At 58.8% G+C, this 15,210-nt stretch carries 11 protein-coding genes and 4 pseudogenes; 11 read left to right on the top strand and 4 right to left on the bottom strand.

From position 1 onward, the window contains the following. Nucleotides 1-47: 47 nt before the first annotated feature. Together IPP03_03185 and IPP03_03180 are read right to left on the bottom strand one after the other, a co-directional pair. Nucleotides 48-641, bottom strand: coding sequence for a hypothetical protein (locus IPP03_03185; protein ID MBL0351719.1), 594 nt, complete (start codon nucleotides 639-641; stop codon nucleotides 48-50). Nucleotides 642-1,122: 481 nt separating this feature from the next. After that, a pseudogene (locus IPP03_03180) lies at nucleotides 1,123-2,685 on the bottom strand (IS3 family transposase). A gap of 348 nt (nucleotides 2,686-3,033) precedes the next feature. Here IPP03_03180 and IPP03_03175 point away from each other — a divergent pair. Further along, nucleotides 3,034-3,615 (top strand): hypothetical protein, encoded by a 582-nt coding sequence (locus IPP03_03175; GenBank protein ID MBL0351718.1) that lies wholly within the window; start codon nucleotides 3,034-3,036, stop codon nucleotides 3,613-3,615. Here IPP03_03175 and IPP03_03170 read toward each other — a convergent pair whose 3' ends face one another. Next, nucleotides 3,616-4,830 carry an IS4 family transposase gene (locus IPP03_03170; protein ID MBL0351717.1) on the bottom strand — a complete coding sequence of 405 codons (1,215 nt, stop codon included), beginning with the start codon at nucleotides 4,828-4,830 and terminating at the stop codon, nucleotides 3,616-3,618. A 102-nt stretch (nucleotides 4,831-4,932) separates the two neighbouring features. On the opposite strand from IPP03_03170, the gene IPP03_03165 reads away from it, so the two are divergent. From IPP03_03165 to IPP03_03120, 10 genes and pseudogenes are all read left to right on the top strand, one after another. Beyond that, a complete protein-coding gene (locus tag IPP03_03165) occupies nucleotides 4,933-5,583 on the top strand; it encodes a hypothetical protein (protein ID MBL0351716.1) in 651 nt (216 codons plus the stop codon). A gap of 9 nt (nucleotides 5,584-5,592) precedes the next feature. Then, a pseudogene (locus IPP03_03160) lies at nucleotides 5,593-6,504 on the top strand (hypothetical protein). Nucleotides 6,505-6,592: 88 nt separating this feature from the next. After that, nucleotides 6,593-7,153 (top strand): NAD(P)H-dependent oxidoreductase, encoded by a 561-nt coding sequence (locus tag IPP03_03155; GenBank protein ID MBL0351715.1) that lies wholly within the window; start codon nucleotides 6,593-6,595, stop codon nucleotides 7,151-7,153. 117 nt (nucleotides 7,154-7,270) lie between these two features. Next, a pseudogene (locus IPP03_03150) lies at nucleotides 7,271-7,600 on the top strand (carboxymuconolactone decarboxylase family protein). 210 nt (nucleotides 7,601-7,810) lie between these two features. Further along, nucleotides 7,811-8,110 carry a DUF3330 domain-containing protein gene (locus tag IPP03_03145; protein ID MBL0351714.1) on the top strand — a complete coding sequence of 100 codons (300 nt, stop codon included), beginning with the start codon at nucleotides 7,811-7,813 and terminating at the stop codon, nucleotides 8,108-8,110. A gap of 361 nt (nucleotides 8,111-8,471) precedes the next feature. After that, nucleotides 8,472-9,203, top strand: coding sequence for a succinate dehydrogenase/fumarate reductase iron-sulfur subunit (locus IPP03_03140; protein ID MBL0351713.1), 732 nt, complete (start codon nucleotides 8,472-8,474; stop codon nucleotides 9,201-9,203). Nucleotides 9,204-9,215: 12 nt separating this feature from the next. Next, nucleotides 9,216-11,012 carry a fumarate reductase (quinol) flavoprotein subunit gene (frdA, locus tag IPP03_03135; protein MBL0351712.1) on the top strand — a complete coding sequence of 599 codons (1,797 nt, stop codon included), beginning with the start codon at nucleotides 9,216-9,218 and terminating at the stop codon, nucleotides 11,010-11,012. Between the two features lie 19 nt (nucleotides 11,013-11,031). Beyond that, a complete protein-coding gene (locus IPP03_03130; GenBank protein MBL0351711.1) occupies nucleotides 11,032-11,430 on the top strand; it encodes a fumarate reductase subunit C in 399 nt (132 codons plus the stop codon). After that, nucleotides 11,427-11,777 carry a fumarate reductase subunit FrdD gene (gene frdD, locus IPP03_03125; protein ID MBL0351710.1) on the top strand — a complete coding sequence of 117 codons (351 nt, stop codon included), beginning with the start codon at nucleotides 11,427-11,429 and terminating at the stop codon, nucleotides 11,775-11,777. Before IPP03_03130 ends, frdD begins: the two co-directional genes overlap by 4 nt. Before the next feature lie 230 nt (nucleotides 11,778-12,007). Continuing rightward, the gene (locus tag IPP03_03120) at nucleotides 12,008-13,819 is read left to right on the top strand and encodes a Na/Pi cotransporter family protein (protein ID MBL0351709.1); all 1,812 of its coding nucleotides are present in this window, start codon (nucleotides 12,008-12,010) and stop codon (nucleotides 13,817-13,819) included. Nucleotides 13,820-14,087: 268 nt separating this feature from the next. Here IPP03_03120 and IPP03_03115 read toward each other — a convergent pair. Beyond that, a pseudogene (locus IPP03_03115) lies at nucleotides 14,088-14,985 on the bottom strand (Tn3 family transposase). Nucleotides 14,986-15,210 lie beyond the last annotated feature (225 nt).

Raw genomic sequence — 15,210 nt, 5'->3', positions numbered from 1 at the left:
TGAACCCTGACTTCTCGCAACTCGCCGGATTGATCTACCGTTTACTTCTATTTCTTGGCGGCAGTCACCTCAAGCCCAATGGCCTCGACATACACGACCTCAACCTGATTGCCAACCTTGATTTCCTTCAGTTGTGCCGGATTGTTGACCGCCAGTTCAAGCGTTTGCTTCGGACCACGCAGGGTGATGGTTTCTGCCTTTTGGTCGACGGCCACAACGTCGGCAACAGCGCGGATTGTGCGTTGGACGACGCCGCCCGGCTTTTCGCCCAACTTCGTGCGGACGGTTTGCTCCGATTCGACGCGTTCGCTGACGACTTTGTTGTCAACCTTTAGCAATTCAAGAGCAAGTGCCTGAACATAGGTCAGCGTGGCCAGATCGCCGACACGCAGTTGCTTGAAGTTCCGGGCGTCCTCGCCCACGGTCATCGATACCTCGTTGCCTTGTGCACCGACGATAACGACTGTGCGGCTTTTCTTGTCGATCGACTTGACCTTGCCCTGAACTTGGATGGAATGTGCGACGGCGGCTTCGCCTGGAGCACTCACGACGATTGCCCCGGCTTGCGGTGCGTTCTGGGCTTGGGCAAGCAAAGGCATTGAAATGACCAGTGCGGCGGCGATATTTATGAACTTGTTCATGGCACTCCTTCGGTTGGACGAAAAACGGGATTATTAGTCGGCGCGTTGTTAGAAATATCGAATCCTTAAAAGGACACAATAACCGAGCCTGGGGCGCAAGCGTACTGTGATCCCTATGCTCTGAAAAGACGAAACAACGCTCCCGAAGCAAGATACCGGCCAACTCTCCGCAACTCAAGTAACGGCTTGCAACAGGCTGTGTCGGGGTGTGTGAGCAATCGCCGGCTCAAGGTTGGTCCGGAGGCAGCGGCGAAACCTTCTCCCATCCCACGCGACAATCCTTGACGTAAGGATAGTAACCCTTCGAAGCACGACAGTAATACCAGTAGCCGGTCTGAAGGGCCGGGGCTGGTCCGGCAGCAGGCACAGGTTGGCTGGGAAGGGAGTTTTGCTCAATGTAGACCTGTGGGCCGGCTTGCTCAATCACAATTGGCGAATAATAGGGCGAACCCGGCGCGCGTCAAGATAGTTGTCGCCTCGGTCATGCAGCCAATGGCGGAATAAGCTTGTCTTCCAGATGCGCGTTGGCGATGCAATCGCGTTCTGGATTGAGGGTCACTACACCGACCGGCGTCCAATTTCGTGTCTGACCCAGTCCAGCGCGCCGGGTTGAGATCACGCGCTGAGGTATAGACGGCATGTCGGGCCGCGAGAATGGCGAGATCCTCGCCGGCATGGCGCTGGGCTGGGCTGACATAACGAATGCCACTGTGCCGATGCTCGACGTTGTACCAGTGCACGAAGCTGACTGCCCAGGTCCTGGCGTCGTTGAGCTCGGCAAAGCCGTTAGCAGGAAACTCAGGGCGGTATTTGGCCGTCCGAAACAGCGATTCCGCGTAAGCATTGTCATCACTGACTCGGGGTCGAGAATACGAGGGCCTGACTCCCAGCCAGTTGAGCATCGCCAGCACCGTCGTGGCCTTGAGCGTCGAGCCGTTGTCGCCGTGCAGAACAGGCTTGGTCGCGAGTGCGGCAATCCCCTCGGCGAGCGCCGTACGGCGCACCAGATGCGCGGCATGGTCGGCGTGATCGCTGCCGTGCACCTCCCAGCCGACAATCTTGCGGCTATACAGGTCGAGGATGAGATAAAGGTGAAACCAGTGCCCCTTAACCTTGCCTGGCAGATAAGTCATGTCCCAGCACCACACCTGGCGCGGCGTGGTGGCAATGTGCGTGGTCGGCACTCGCTGTTGCCTGGGCGCCTTGGCCCGTCCTCGGAGGGTGGTTTGACCGTGCTCACGCAGCACTCGGCTGAAGGTGGATTCGCTGGCCAGGTAAATCCCTTCATCAGCCAGCATCGGCACCATGCGCGCTGGCGGCACGGCCGCAAAGCGTGGCTCGTTGGCCACGGCAAGCACCTGCGTGCGTTCGGCCTCACTGAGCGCGTGCCTGGGCGTCGGGCGCATGGACAAGGGCCGGCGATCTGCGCAGATGCCGCCCTCAATGGCTTTCCAGCGTTGCAAGGTGCGCAACTCGATGCCGGCTACCTCGCAGGCAAGCCTGAGCCGAGCACCGGCGACATGGGCGGCATGGATGTCTTGGGCCAAGGCTTGGCGATCTTCAAGGCCGATCATTCGGCCTCGCCTTTGTTGAAGATCGCCGCGACTTTTTTTGAGAGAACCAGCAGGGCAGCGGTTTCAGCGAGTGCCCGGTCCTTGCGTAGCAATTCGCGTTCGAGTTCCTTGATGCGTTTGCGGTCTTGTCGGGTTGCTTGCGGGCTGGCTCTGACTTCTTCCGGTTCGGCCAACGCTGTCGTGGCGCTGGCCCACCATTTGATCAGCTCGTCCGGATAAACGCCGTGCTCTCGACACCACGCGCTTTTGCTGGTTTCGTCCAGCGCCGCAGTGACGATCACCGCCTCCAGGCGCGCCGCCACAGTCCATGCCCGCCCTCGGGCGGGCATGGACTGCGCGTCATCTCGCCAACGCTCAAGGGTTCCCGAACCAATGCCTACTTCACGGGCCACCACATCTATTGCTGCATTTTCCGGCGCCAACAATCGTGCTACCGCTCTACCTTTGAACTTCTCTGAATACCTTGCCATTTCCATCCTTTGTCGCCGCCCCAGGGGGAGATTCTATCGAGGCGACAACTATTCTGACGTAGGGGGTGAGACGACCCCCAGATGAGCCTGAGCTTTGGGATATCTCGTTGCTTGTCGTTGGCGCAGATTGAGACTCCAGGTCGTGCAGGTGAAGATATCACCGTGGCAGGAGGGATTGGCCAATGCCGCAGCTTGAGGGTGATCAATCTCCAGGCGATTCACAAAAGTCACGCAGATTCAGTGCGCTGGAAATACTGCCCCGAGCAAAGCCCCAGGCTTATCCACAGATTCTGGGGATAATCACGCAGCAGACAGGAACATTCGCTGTCGTTCCGATATACTGTAAATATGAACAGTCCGCAACGTATTGCCCACCTCGACATGGATGCCTTCTTTGCCTCCGTCGAACTGCTGCGCTATCCGGAACTCTGCGGGCAGGCTGTGGTGGTCGGTGGTCGCAGCATGCACCATCCAGTCAAGCAAAACGACGGGACCTGGCGATACTCCCGGCTGCGCGATTACGTCGGGCGCGGCGTCATTACCACGTCAACCTATGAAGCCCGTACGCTGGGTGTCTTCTCGGGTATGGGGTTGATGAAGTCCGCCCAACTTGCGCCAAATGCCATTCTCCTGCCGGCCAGTTTCGATGCCTATCGCCATTACTCGCGCCTGTTCAAGGTGGCTGTCGCAACTATTGCACCGAAGATCGAAGATCGCGGCATTGATGAAATCTACATCGATCTCAGTGACATTGACGAGGAGACCATTAGCCTTGCACAACGGATCAAGAAGGTTGTGTTCGATGCCACGGGTCTGAGTTGTTCCATTGCCGTGACGCCAAATAAACTGCTGTCCAAGATCGGTTCCGATCTGGACAAGCCCAATGGTCTGACCGTCCTCGGCATGCAATCCTCTCAACTTAGTCCATAGTCATACGGCGGGTTTGTAAGCAAAGGACAGGTGAGGCTTTCGCTGGTTTGGCCGAGGTCGAGCACGATCAGGGATAAATTTCTGAAGGTTTTTGACGATTTCCGAGAAGATTTCCTTGGTAACTCGGGTGGTGATTTGCTGCACACCCGCCAAGACTCGGGGCAAGATACGACGTACGGTATTGAAGGCCATCGTCCGATTCACTCGCCATGGCGAATCGCTGGGCAGCCGCTCTTCCGCAGCCAGGTAGGTGGCCAGGGCATTGAGATTGTCACACACCATCTTGGCCCCAACATCCTGGCAGGCGGCCAGCCAAGTCAGGCCGGACGTGTGCTCCAGATTGAGCCGGTGTTTGATGCGCTTGAACGCCTCCTCGATACGCCAACGGCTGTGATAAAGGGCTGAGAAGCTTGTGGCCGGATACCGCGCGGTATCAAGCAAGGAGGTCATCAAGACCCGTACCTTGCCAGTCGGCGTCACCTGACGAATCAGGCGAACCATAGAAGGCAGACGCGGACACTCGTAATCAATGGCATCCTGACGATGCGGTGGCGGCAATGTCACCTGCGCCTCATCTTCTCCGGATCGCATGAACTGGGTGATGGCAGAAAAGGAAGCGGACGAATCACAGCGTATGCAAAAGGGGATACCTCGATGCAACAGCGCCGCGACCAACCAGGCACCCGGATACCCGCGATCAAGCACCAGCATGTCCTGAGCACCGAGTCGGTCAAGCCGCTCAAACAACATCTGACGTTCGCCGACCAGCGAACTGTGCAAAATCAGCGAGTCGAACAATTCGATCCCTGGCCGAAACAAACCGAAGATGGCCGCTTCTCGAATATGGCGGCGCCCTTCCAGGTCAAGCAAGGTCAGACGTACCTTCGATGCATCCGCCGCCAAGACCCGCAAGCCTTGCCAGTCCGGCTGCTGCGGAACGACCTCATCGACCAGGCGCAGCAATTCTGTATTGAGCGGCTCAAAGAGATTGGCGACCAGATGGCTGCGCGCCTTTGAGAAGGCACTGGCCGTGATCGCCCGACAAAGGCGGGTTCTTCCGGCAAGCAGGGCAAAGCAGGAATCAAGCTCCGCCTGAACTGCGCCGCGAATGCCGGTGAGCAGGAAAGCGATCAGATTCGTGAATGGCAATTCACGGTTTCGGGTGAAAAACCGAGGCTCGCGGCGGGCGGCGGCAAGGAAATTGGCGCCATGAATGTAGTCCGTTAGCCGTGAAACGATATTGGCATATTTAGGCCGTCATATAACGCCTATTTATATCAATTGGTTACATGCTCGATTATATCTTGGCGCGGCCAGATGGCAAAGTTGCCAAAATTAGATGACAGACCGCTAAGTCAAGAGGATTGCCTCGGCATGGACGACGTTGCGACCCGGATCTGGCCATTGCCGGCGAGGAAAATTATTGGCATTGGACCCAAGGCGACGGAGAAACTGACCCGGCTTGGCATCAATACCATCGGCGAACTAGCAGCGATGCCGACTGCGTTCCTAGTGGCGAAATTCGGGGCATCCACCGGAGCATGGCTCCACCGAGTGGCAAATGGGCTGGATGAGCGTCCGGTGATCACCGAATCGGAACCCAAATCGATCAGTCGGGAAACAACCTTTGAGCACGATCTCCATGCCCAGCAGGACAGGACGGCGCTCACCGATGCTTTTACATGGCTGTGCATGCGCGTTGCCGATGACCTCAAAGGCAAGGGGTACGTCACCCGGACGGTAGGCATCAAATTGCGTTACGCGGATTTTCATGCGGTCACCCGCGATGTCACCTTGCCCGCCGGTGTCAGTGATGGCGTCCTGATCCGGAAGGCGGCTGGGGAGTGTCTGAAGCGCGTTCCGCTGGACCAGAAAATTCGCCTGCTCGGGATCAGAGCGAGCGGCCTGATCCCACTCGCAGAAGTCGAAACCGGTACTACCCGTATTCAGGCGGAGTTGCCTTTCTAAAACGCATGAATGAACGCATCCCTCGGAGATCTCTGGCCACAGGCCGCGCTGGCAGGGCCGGGGGATTTCGAGCCACCCGGCGCGAGCATCCATGATCGACAAGGCTCGGAAGGCGGCGGCTGGAGCTATGGTGGCCGCAATCTGCACTTCGGCGTGCGCGAGCATGCGATGGACGCGATCCTGAATGGCTTGGTTGCGCATGGTGGAACGGTGCCGTTCGGCGCGACATTTTTGGTGTTCTCCGATTACATGCGGCCGCCGATCCGCCTCGCCGCGCTAATGGGACTGCACGTCGTTTATGTATTCACTCACGACAGCATTGCCTTGGGCGAGGACGGTTCCACGCACCAGCCGATCGAACAGCTCGCTGGCCTGCGTTCGGTTCCACGTCTCATCGTCATCCGCCCCTGTGATGCCAACGAGACCGCATCGCCTGGCGCGTCGCGCTGGAAACGCGAGACCAGCGGGTTGCCTTGATATTGACGCGGCAAAATGTGCCAACGCTCGACCGTTCCCATTTTGCGGCGGCAGATGGCCTGCGGCGCGGCGCCTACGTGTTGGCCGATGCGCTGGACGGCAAGCCTGACCTGATCCTGATCGCAACCGGCTCGAAGGTTGCATTGATCATCGCGGCGGCGCAGAATCTCCTGACGCAGGGAATTCAGGCGCGCATTGTCTCGATGCCGAGTTGGGAGTTGTTCGATGCCCAGCCGCGAGAATACCGCCACGCAGTGCTGCCACCTTCGATCAGCGCACGCCTCGCGGTGGAAGCGGGCGTATCGCAGGGGCGGCATCGCTACATCGGTGATCGCGGCGACGTGCTGTGCGTCGATCGCTTCGGCACCTGACAATCTCCTGCTACGTGAGTATGGCTTTACTGTAGAGAACGTATGCAAGCGCGCCGTCGCCGTGGTGCGCTAGCGGACCGGGTCGGAATGCATGTTTTTTTCGACATGTTGGGTTACAAGGCCGGCCACAAGGTCAACCACAACGAATAGCGAGGAGCATGATGAACACGAATCGTGATGTGGCAGTACTGGTCGGCAGCCTGCGCAAGGATTCGCTTAACCGCAAACTGGCGAATGCGCTGATTGCTCTCGCGCCGGTGGAGCTTAAGCTCGAGATTGTCGAGATCGGCGATCTGCCGCTGTACAACCAGGATTTCGAAGTCGATCCACCTCATGCGGTACGCAAATTCAAGGGGCGGATCGAGGTGGCCGACGCGGTACTGTTCGTGACGCCAGAGTACAACCGCTCGGTCCCTGGTGTGTTGAAGAATGCGATCGACATCGGCTCGCGTCCTTCCGGGAAGAGTGTGTGGAACGGTAAGCCTGGCGCAATCATCAGCCTCTCACCAGGCGCCATCGGGGCGTTCGGCGCCAATCACCATCTGCGTCAGTCGCTGGTATTCCTCAACGTCCCGACCATGGCGCAGCCGGAAGCCTACATCGGCAACGCGGTGAGCCTGTTCAACGACAAAGGAGACCTGGTCAACGGCTCAACCTGTGATTTTTTGGGGAAATTCCTGCAAGCCTTCAGCCGCTGGATCGGCCAACATGCGGCGACATAGGTCTTACTCGAGGCATGGGCGACGTGCGGGAACAAGGCTGGAGTGATCTGGTATGAAGATATTCGGCCCCCGCGCTACTTAAGCACAGCAGAATTATCAACCAACAGAGAGTACGCCATGGATCAATTTATGTATCCCCATCCATTACGCGAGATCCACCTGAAGCAAAAGGAACTTGCCCCCGACACCTATGCGGCTTTTCACGCGTTCAGTGAACGCGTGTTCGCCGATGGCGCCCTTCCGGAAAAAACCAAACAATTGATCGCCGTCGCCGTGGCACACGTCACTCAATGTCCGTATTGCATCCGCGGCCATACCGCGCTTGCGCTGCAGTAGGGGGCCAGTCAGCAGGAGGTGATGGAAGCGATCTGGGTCGCCGCCGAAATGCGAGCCGGCGGCGCTGTCGCCCATTCGAATCTCGCCATCGATGTCATGAATCAGAAGTGAAGGCGCTCCGCGATTGCAATTACAGCAGTTTTCCTCGCCCAACGGAGACTAACCATGACCAAACATCCGTACTTTGCTTCCGCTCCTCCGACGAACGTACCCAGACACACTTCAGCCGAGCCGTCACCACTGGAGGGTGTCGAACACGACAAGTCGCTGCTTGATCAAGGGCTCGCCGAAACAGTCCCGGCCAGCGATCCGGTCGCTGCAATGCCGCGCTCGCTTGCTACGCACGAACCGGCCTCGCTGCCGCCGGTGCATACAGCCGATGCAGGAGATCCATCAAGGGAACGCAAACTGGCACACGGCGAAATTTCCGGCTGCGCCATTGGTGACGACGAAGCCTCGGAACTCAAAGCTCTGGCCGCTCCGCTTCATTGCGACCTCTGTCACAGGGAAATTCCCACAACCGTGGCGTTCAACTTCGAGGGCGCCGATTACGTGTATCACTTCTGCGGCGCGCAATGTCTCGCGGACTGGTGCAAGTCGGCAAACACACATGAAAAATAACGCCGCGAGTGCCGACGACGGACGATCCGCGCGGTGTGCCGAGGTGTCGCGTATCGAGTTCCCCCTGCCACGCGATGGGTTGGCCGCTGCCGGCATCTGGGTTCGGCGCACCTTTGCGATTTATCGCAGGGCGGTGCTTAATCGGAGGCATTTTGCACAGCTTGCCGAATACCGCCTGAAATTCATCGCCTCGTGCCTACAATTGCGCTGCTGGCTTGCGACAAACGGCGATTATGGGCGCCAAAACGCCGCCTTCTACTGTATGAGCAAGAACACGGCCCTCGCAGCGCTTCGCGTAACTGCTCCGACAGATCCTGTTCTCATCCAGAGGAAATAGCACAAACGCCAGAGGTATATCAAAATGACTGAAAGCAACAAAACAATCGATATTGAAGTCCTGCGTTACCTTCCGGAACAGGACGAGAAACCCTTCTCCCAGACCTACAAAGTAGCGTACAGCGACGACTGGTCGGTGCTGCAGGGGCTGCAATATATAAAGGACGATCTGGACGAAACCCTCAGCTTTCGCTGGTCGTGCCGGATGGCGATTTGCGGTAGCTGCGGCATGATGATCGATGGAGTGCCCAAGCTCGCTTGCCGGACTTTTCTGCGCGACTGCCATCCGGGCAAGGTGCGGATCGAGGCGCTCGCGCACTTTCCGATCGAGCGCGACCTTGTGGTGGGGGTCGAGGGGTATGTAAAAAGGCTCGAAGGCATCAAGCCTTACCTCATCCCGAAAGAACCGCGTGGGCTAGATCAGGGAGAGTATCTGCAGACGCCGCAACAACTGGATCGCTACCATCAATTCAGCGGGTGCATCAACTGCATGCTCTGCTATGCCGCCTGTCCGCAGTACGGGATGAATGAGAAATTCATCGGCTCCGGACACATGGCCATTTTGCATCGGTACAACGACGATTCCCGTGACGGTGGTCGCGAACAGCGCATGGAATCGGTAAACGAAGCGGATGGGGTATGGGGCTGTACCGCCATAGGCTATTGCTCCGTGGTCTGTCCGAAACAAGTCGATCCAGCCAAGGCGATCAATATGTACAAGATCAAGAGCAGCTTGGACTATTTTTCTCCGGATTAATGGAGGTAGACAGTGGAAGTATTCAAGGCTGATGTGGCAATCGTGGGAGCGGGCGGCGGCGGATTACGGGCGGCAATCGCTGTTGCCGAAACTGACCCGAAACTGAAAATCGCGCTGATCTCCAAGGTCTACCCGATGCGCAGCCATACCGTGGCGGCAGAGGGCGGGGCCGCCGCAGTGACGCGGTCTGACGACGACCTGGAGTACCATTTCAACGACACGGTGGGAGGGGGCGACTGGCTGTGTGAGCAGGACGTCGTCGAGTATTTCGTCGCCCACGCGCACGAAGAACTGGTGCAGATGGAGCACTGGGGCTGCCCGTGGAACCGCACCGAAGACGGACATGTCAACGTGCGCGCTTTCGGTGGCATGAAGATCGAGCGTACCTGGTTTGCCGCCGACAAAACCGGCTTTCACATGCTGCACGCGCTTTTCCAGACTTCGATCAAATACCCGTCGATCAAGCGCTTCGACGAGCATTTCTGCGTCGACCTGGTGGTCGAGGATGGGCGCTGCCAGGGCGCAGTGGTAATTGAAATTGCCACTGGCGAGTTCCGGCTGATCGAGGCGAAAGCGGTGATTATCGCCACTGGCGGCACCGGGCGCGTGTTCCGCGAGAACACCAACGGTGGCATCGTCACCGGCGACGGCATGGCGCTTGCCTACCGCCACGGCGTGCCGCTGCGCGACATGGAATTCATGCAATATCACCCGACCTGCATGCCGCGCACCGGTCTGTTGTTCACCGAGGCTTGCCGCGGCGAAGGCGGATTCCTGCTGAACAAGGACGGCTACCGCTACCTGCAGGATTATGGTCTGGGGCCGGCTGAAGACAAGCCACGCAACAAGTTCATGGAACTCGGCCCCCGCGACCGCCTGAGCCAGGCGTTCTGGCATGAACAGCAAAACGGCAGAACCATCGAAGGCAAGTTCGGCTCGGTGGTGAACCTGGATCTGCGCCACCTGGGAGAAGCGAAGCTGCGCGAGCGCCTGCCGCAAATCTACGAACTGGCCCAAGAATTCATGGGCATCGATCCGGCGCGCGAGTGCATCCCGGTGCTGCCCGGAGTGCACTACACCATGGGCGGCATCTTGGCCGATGGCAAGACCGCTTCCTCGCTGCCGGGCCTGTATTCGGTCGGCGAATGCTCGAGCATCGGCATCCACGGCGCCAACCGGCTCGGATCGAATTCCCTGACCGAAATCATTGTCTTCGGCAAAGTCGCAGGCGTCGAGGCAGCCAATTTCGCCAAGTCGGTGACGATCGACAATCCGGGCGCGCTGGAAAAACAGGCCGAAGCGGTGCAGGCCCGCACCCTGAGCATCGTCAACAGGCCCGACGGCACGGAGAAGATCGCAGTATTGCGCAACGAGATGGCCAAGAGCATGGAAAGCGGCTGCGGCATCTATCGCCGCGCGACGAGCATGCAGGCAACCTGCGACAAGATTGGCGAGCTCAGGCAGCGCTACAAGAATCTGAAGGTCGACGACAAGTCCAAGGTCTACAACACCGATTGGCTGCTCGCGATCGAGCTCGGCTATCTGCTCGATGTGGCAGAAGCGATCGTTCAATCCGCGATCCACCGCAAGGAATCGCGCGGCTCGCATCAGCGCCTGGACGGTTTCGAAAAGCGCGATGATGTCAACTACCTCAAGCACACGCTGGCTTTCTACACCGGTGACGGTCCGTCGCGCATCGCGTACGGCGACGTGAAAATTACCAAGTCCAGGCCGGGCACGCGCGCCTACGGCGCCGCCGGCGTGCAGGCCGAGGTGGAAGGTAAAAAACAGGGAGCAACCAATGACTGATAGCGAAGGAGGCATACAAATGAGCAATCGGCATCCCTATGTCCGGCCAATGGATGGGTGGTGGTGGCGAAATACGTATTACATGCACTACATGGTACGTGAAGTCACGGCGGTGTTCGTCGTCGCCTATGCGGTGGTGCTGCTTGTCGGGCTGGTGCGGCTCAGTCAGGGCGAAGCCGCGTTCGACGGCTGGCTGCAGGCTCTGCAAAGCCCGCTGTCGCTAGTGTTTCACCTGGTCGTGCTGGCAACCTTGATCTATCACACCTGGAGTTGGTTCAAAACCATGCCCTTAACCATGCCGGTGATGTTCGTCGGCGGCAAGCAGGTGCAGCCGGGGGTGATCACCGGAACCGGAATCGCTGCGGCGGTGGTCGCATGTCTGGCGGTGCTTTCGCTCGTGTGGAGGATGAATCCATGAAGCGCTCCAACGAACCGATCCTCTGGTCGCTGTTCGGCGCCGGTGGAATGCTGGCAGCGCTGATCGGTCCGGCGCTGGTTATCATCACCGGCATCGCGGTGCCGTTCGGACTGCTCTTCGGGCCCGACACGATGAGCTATGGACACATGCTGGCGTTTGCGCAGAACTGGGTGGGCAAGATTGTTTTGTTCGCTGTGGTGTCGTTGTTCTTGTGGCATGCGATGCATCGTATCGCCATCCTGCTGCACGATTTTGGCGTGCACGCGGTGAGCGTGGTCAAGTTTTTTTCCTACGGCTTTGCACTACTGGGAACCGTCTGCGCTGGATATGCGCTGCTGACGATCTAGCCTTAAGGAAGCGCTGATTTAATCGGTTTGCGAAATTTGGGGTTCTGGGAGCAATGGAACAGTTATGGAAAGCTTTCCATAATTGTTCCACTGCATCTCAGGCCCCTATACTCTTGACACCGCCACTGGATGTTCCATGCTGCCACGGAGCACTCTTGCGCCCGCGGCAAGGTTTGTGTGTCTTTTGTGAGTCTTGTTTCCCCGCCACCGAGTGAATGCAAAGGATAGCGATGAGATCATTGCCCATTGAAGCCCATGCCTTCCAGAGCCTCGGTTTCCAGCTGCTGCGTATCGCTCTGCCGGTGCTGCTGCTGGCGATCGCCTTTTCAGCGTTTGCCGTAGAGGTGGACGTCAACCCGGCGTCGCCGGACTGGGTGCAGTTGTTGCTAGGTCTTTTCGGTGGACTGGCGCTGTTTCTCGGCGGCCTGCAGTTGTTGTCGGAAGGCATGAAGAAAGCCGCCGGACAGGCCTTGAAGATGGTGCTCGCAAAGCTCACGACCAATCGTTTTACCGGTGCCCTGACCGGTGCATTCGTCACCGGTGTGCTCAATTCCTCGACGGTCACCACGCTGCTGGTCGTCGGCTTCATCAGCGCCGGTTTCATGACTCTGGGGCAATCGGTCGGGGTGATCATGGGCGCCAACATCGGCAGCACCGTGACCGCACAGCTGCTGGCCTTCAACCTGTCCGCCTATTCGCTCGCCCCGATCGCCATCGGCTTCTTCATGATGTTCAGCGCCAAGCGCGAGAAAGTGAAGTACTACGGCATGATGCTCATGGGTATCGGACTGGTGTTCTATGGCATGGGTCTGATGAGTAGCGGGATGACACCGCTGCGCACCTACGAGCCTTTCCTGGCAATCCTGAAAGGACTCGAAAACCCGCTCGCAGGTATCGCCGCCGGCGCGCTGTTCACCGCCATAGTGCAGTCCTCGGCTGCCACGGTCGGCATTGCCATCGCCATGGCCAGCGAAGGCCTACTGGCACTGCCGGCCGGAATCGCGCTGGCACTTGGCGCCAACATCGGCACCGCCGTGACAACGGCTTTCATGGGTATTTTGAGCAGCAAGTCGGCAGAGGCGACGCGTGCGTCGGTGGTGCATGTTGCCTTCAATGTCCTTGGCACCCTGATCTGGCTGCCGGTGATCTGGCTGTTGGTGGACCTGGCGGTCTGGGTTTCCCCAGCCAGCCCGGAGCTGCAAGGGGCAGCCAGGGCGGCGGCCGAAGTGCCGCGACAGATTGCCAACGCGAACACCCTGTTCAACGTGCTCAACACCGTGCTCTTCATCGGCTTCACCGGCTGGTTCGCCAAGGCCGCCGAGCGGCTGGTACCGGACCGAAAACTGCCGCTGGGAGTGATCGTCCAGCCGCGCTACCTTGATGAGGCAGCCCTCGCGGCACCATCGGTGGCGCTGCAGGCGGTCCGTCTGGAACTGGGACGGGTTGGCGAGATCACGCTCGGCATGCTGAAGGATGTGGGACCAGCCCTCAAGGAGGGTGACCTTGAGCGCATTGAGAGCATCGCCCGTCGTGATGACCAGGTTGATATCCTCGAGGCGGAAATTCTCCGCTATCTGGCCAGGATTCGCGTCGGCCACCTGACGGAAGATGAAAGCGCGGAAATGCAGCAGTTGATGGTCGCGACAGACAACATCGAAAGTCTGGCCGACGTCATCGAGACCGACATCGTCGCCCTGGCCCACAAGCGAGCCAAGATAAAATCTACCTCTGGAAGCGAGACGCAGGCACTGCTGTGGGACCTCTATTTGTCGACCGTGGAATCCGTGGAACTGGCGGTAAAGGCCATTCGCGACAATGATCAGACAGCGGCTGAATCGGTGATGATCATGAAAACTCATTTCCGTGATCTGAGCGAGCGCTTGCTGGAAAGAAAAGCGACACTGCTCCGGGCCGATGATCCAGACTACCTCGATCTGGTACGCCTGCAGATGTCTTTTGTTGATCACATGCGCAGGATCTACACCCTGGCGAAACGGATCGCCAAGGTGGCGCTGCCAGCGGGAATTGCGCAGAAGGATTGAGCGGGGACTCATCGAGGCCGAGCATCACGGCTGGTTCAGGTACCCACAGGAGTCTCGACAACTGCCAGAAGAGCCGGGATAGGCGTTGCTGCGCGCCTACGAGGGGGTCGTCTCAGAAAACGGAAAATAAAGCACGTTAAGCCGGTAACAGTGCCGCATCTTGCCAAACATTCGTACAGTCGTTAGAACAACGGCATGAATAACCGAACACTCAAAAATCTCCTGTACGAACAGGTCGCCCGTATCGGCAAAGCTGTCTCCAGTCCTAGCTGCCGAGCTTGCGCAGCATCAGCGAGGCCGTCACCGTGCCCTGCTTGATCGAGGCGGCCAATCGCAGGATTTCGTCCCAATGGGCGCGAATGTGCTTCACGTTGACGTTGCCGCCGATCAGGCCGGCGAGCGTCGGGTACTGTTTGGCGCCGCCGTGGATATACAGGCGCTTGTCGGCCAGATCGCGGATGCGCGGCGCGAAGTGGAAGCCCAGAAGGTGCATCAGTGCGAACAGGTGATCGGTGAAGCCCGCCGTGTCGGTGTAGTGCTCATCGATGCGCAGGTCGGATTCCGTGGTGTAGCAGCCCGTCCAGGACGTGGGTGGCGTCGCGCACCGTGGCGTTGATGACCTTGGTGTGGAACGGCGCGTACTGGTCGGAGATGTGGGTGTAGAACTGCACGCCCGGTTCCTGACCATACTTCAGATTTACCTGGCCGGCAGCTTGGCCACGGCCGCCGGCCTTGAAGTTCTGGCTGTCCGATGACGACGTGGTGCCTTCGCCCCAGTAGGCGGCGAAGGGTTGGCGAAACTGGCTGTTGACCAGCTCGGCTAAACCCGCCGAATAGGTTTCGTCGCGGATGTGCCACGCCTGCAACCACGTCAGCTTGGCGTAGGTCACACCGGGGCAGGACTCCGCCATCTTGGAGAGGCCGAGATTGATGGCATCGGCGAGAATGGTCGTCAGCAGCAGGTGCTGGTCTTCGGCTGCCGCGCCGCTCTTGAGGTGCTTGAAGTGGCGGCTGAAGCCGGTCCAGCCATCGACTTCCAGCAGCAGTTCGGTGATCTTCAGGTGCGGCAGCAGGCTGTACGCCTGCTGCATAAGGGCCTCGGCCTCGTCGGGCACGGCATTGTCCAGCGGAGAAATCTTGATTCACCCAGTGCTGGTGATGGCCGCACCGGTTACCTGTCTCTCTCAGAAAGGTATCGCACCGAACGTCAGTCCGATTTCGACGAACGCGCATACTGCAGAGCTACAGCGGGCTATCATGGGTTCCTATCGTGCTGGCATGACCGGCGTTTCGCAGACAGCTTCCCAGTCTCTGGAACAATTGTCGCGGTGGCGTTGTAGGAGCGGGCTATTGCTCGGGCAAGAGGGGGGCTGCCTGGTCGCACTGACTTC

The organism is Candidatus Dechloromonas phosphoritropha, from assembly GCA_016722705.1.
GTDB lineage: Bacteria > Pseudomonadota > Gammaproteobacteria > Burkholderiales > Rhodocyclaceae > Azonexus > Azonexus phosphoritrophus.
This window is presented reverse-complemented; position numbering and strand designations above follow the sequence as displayed.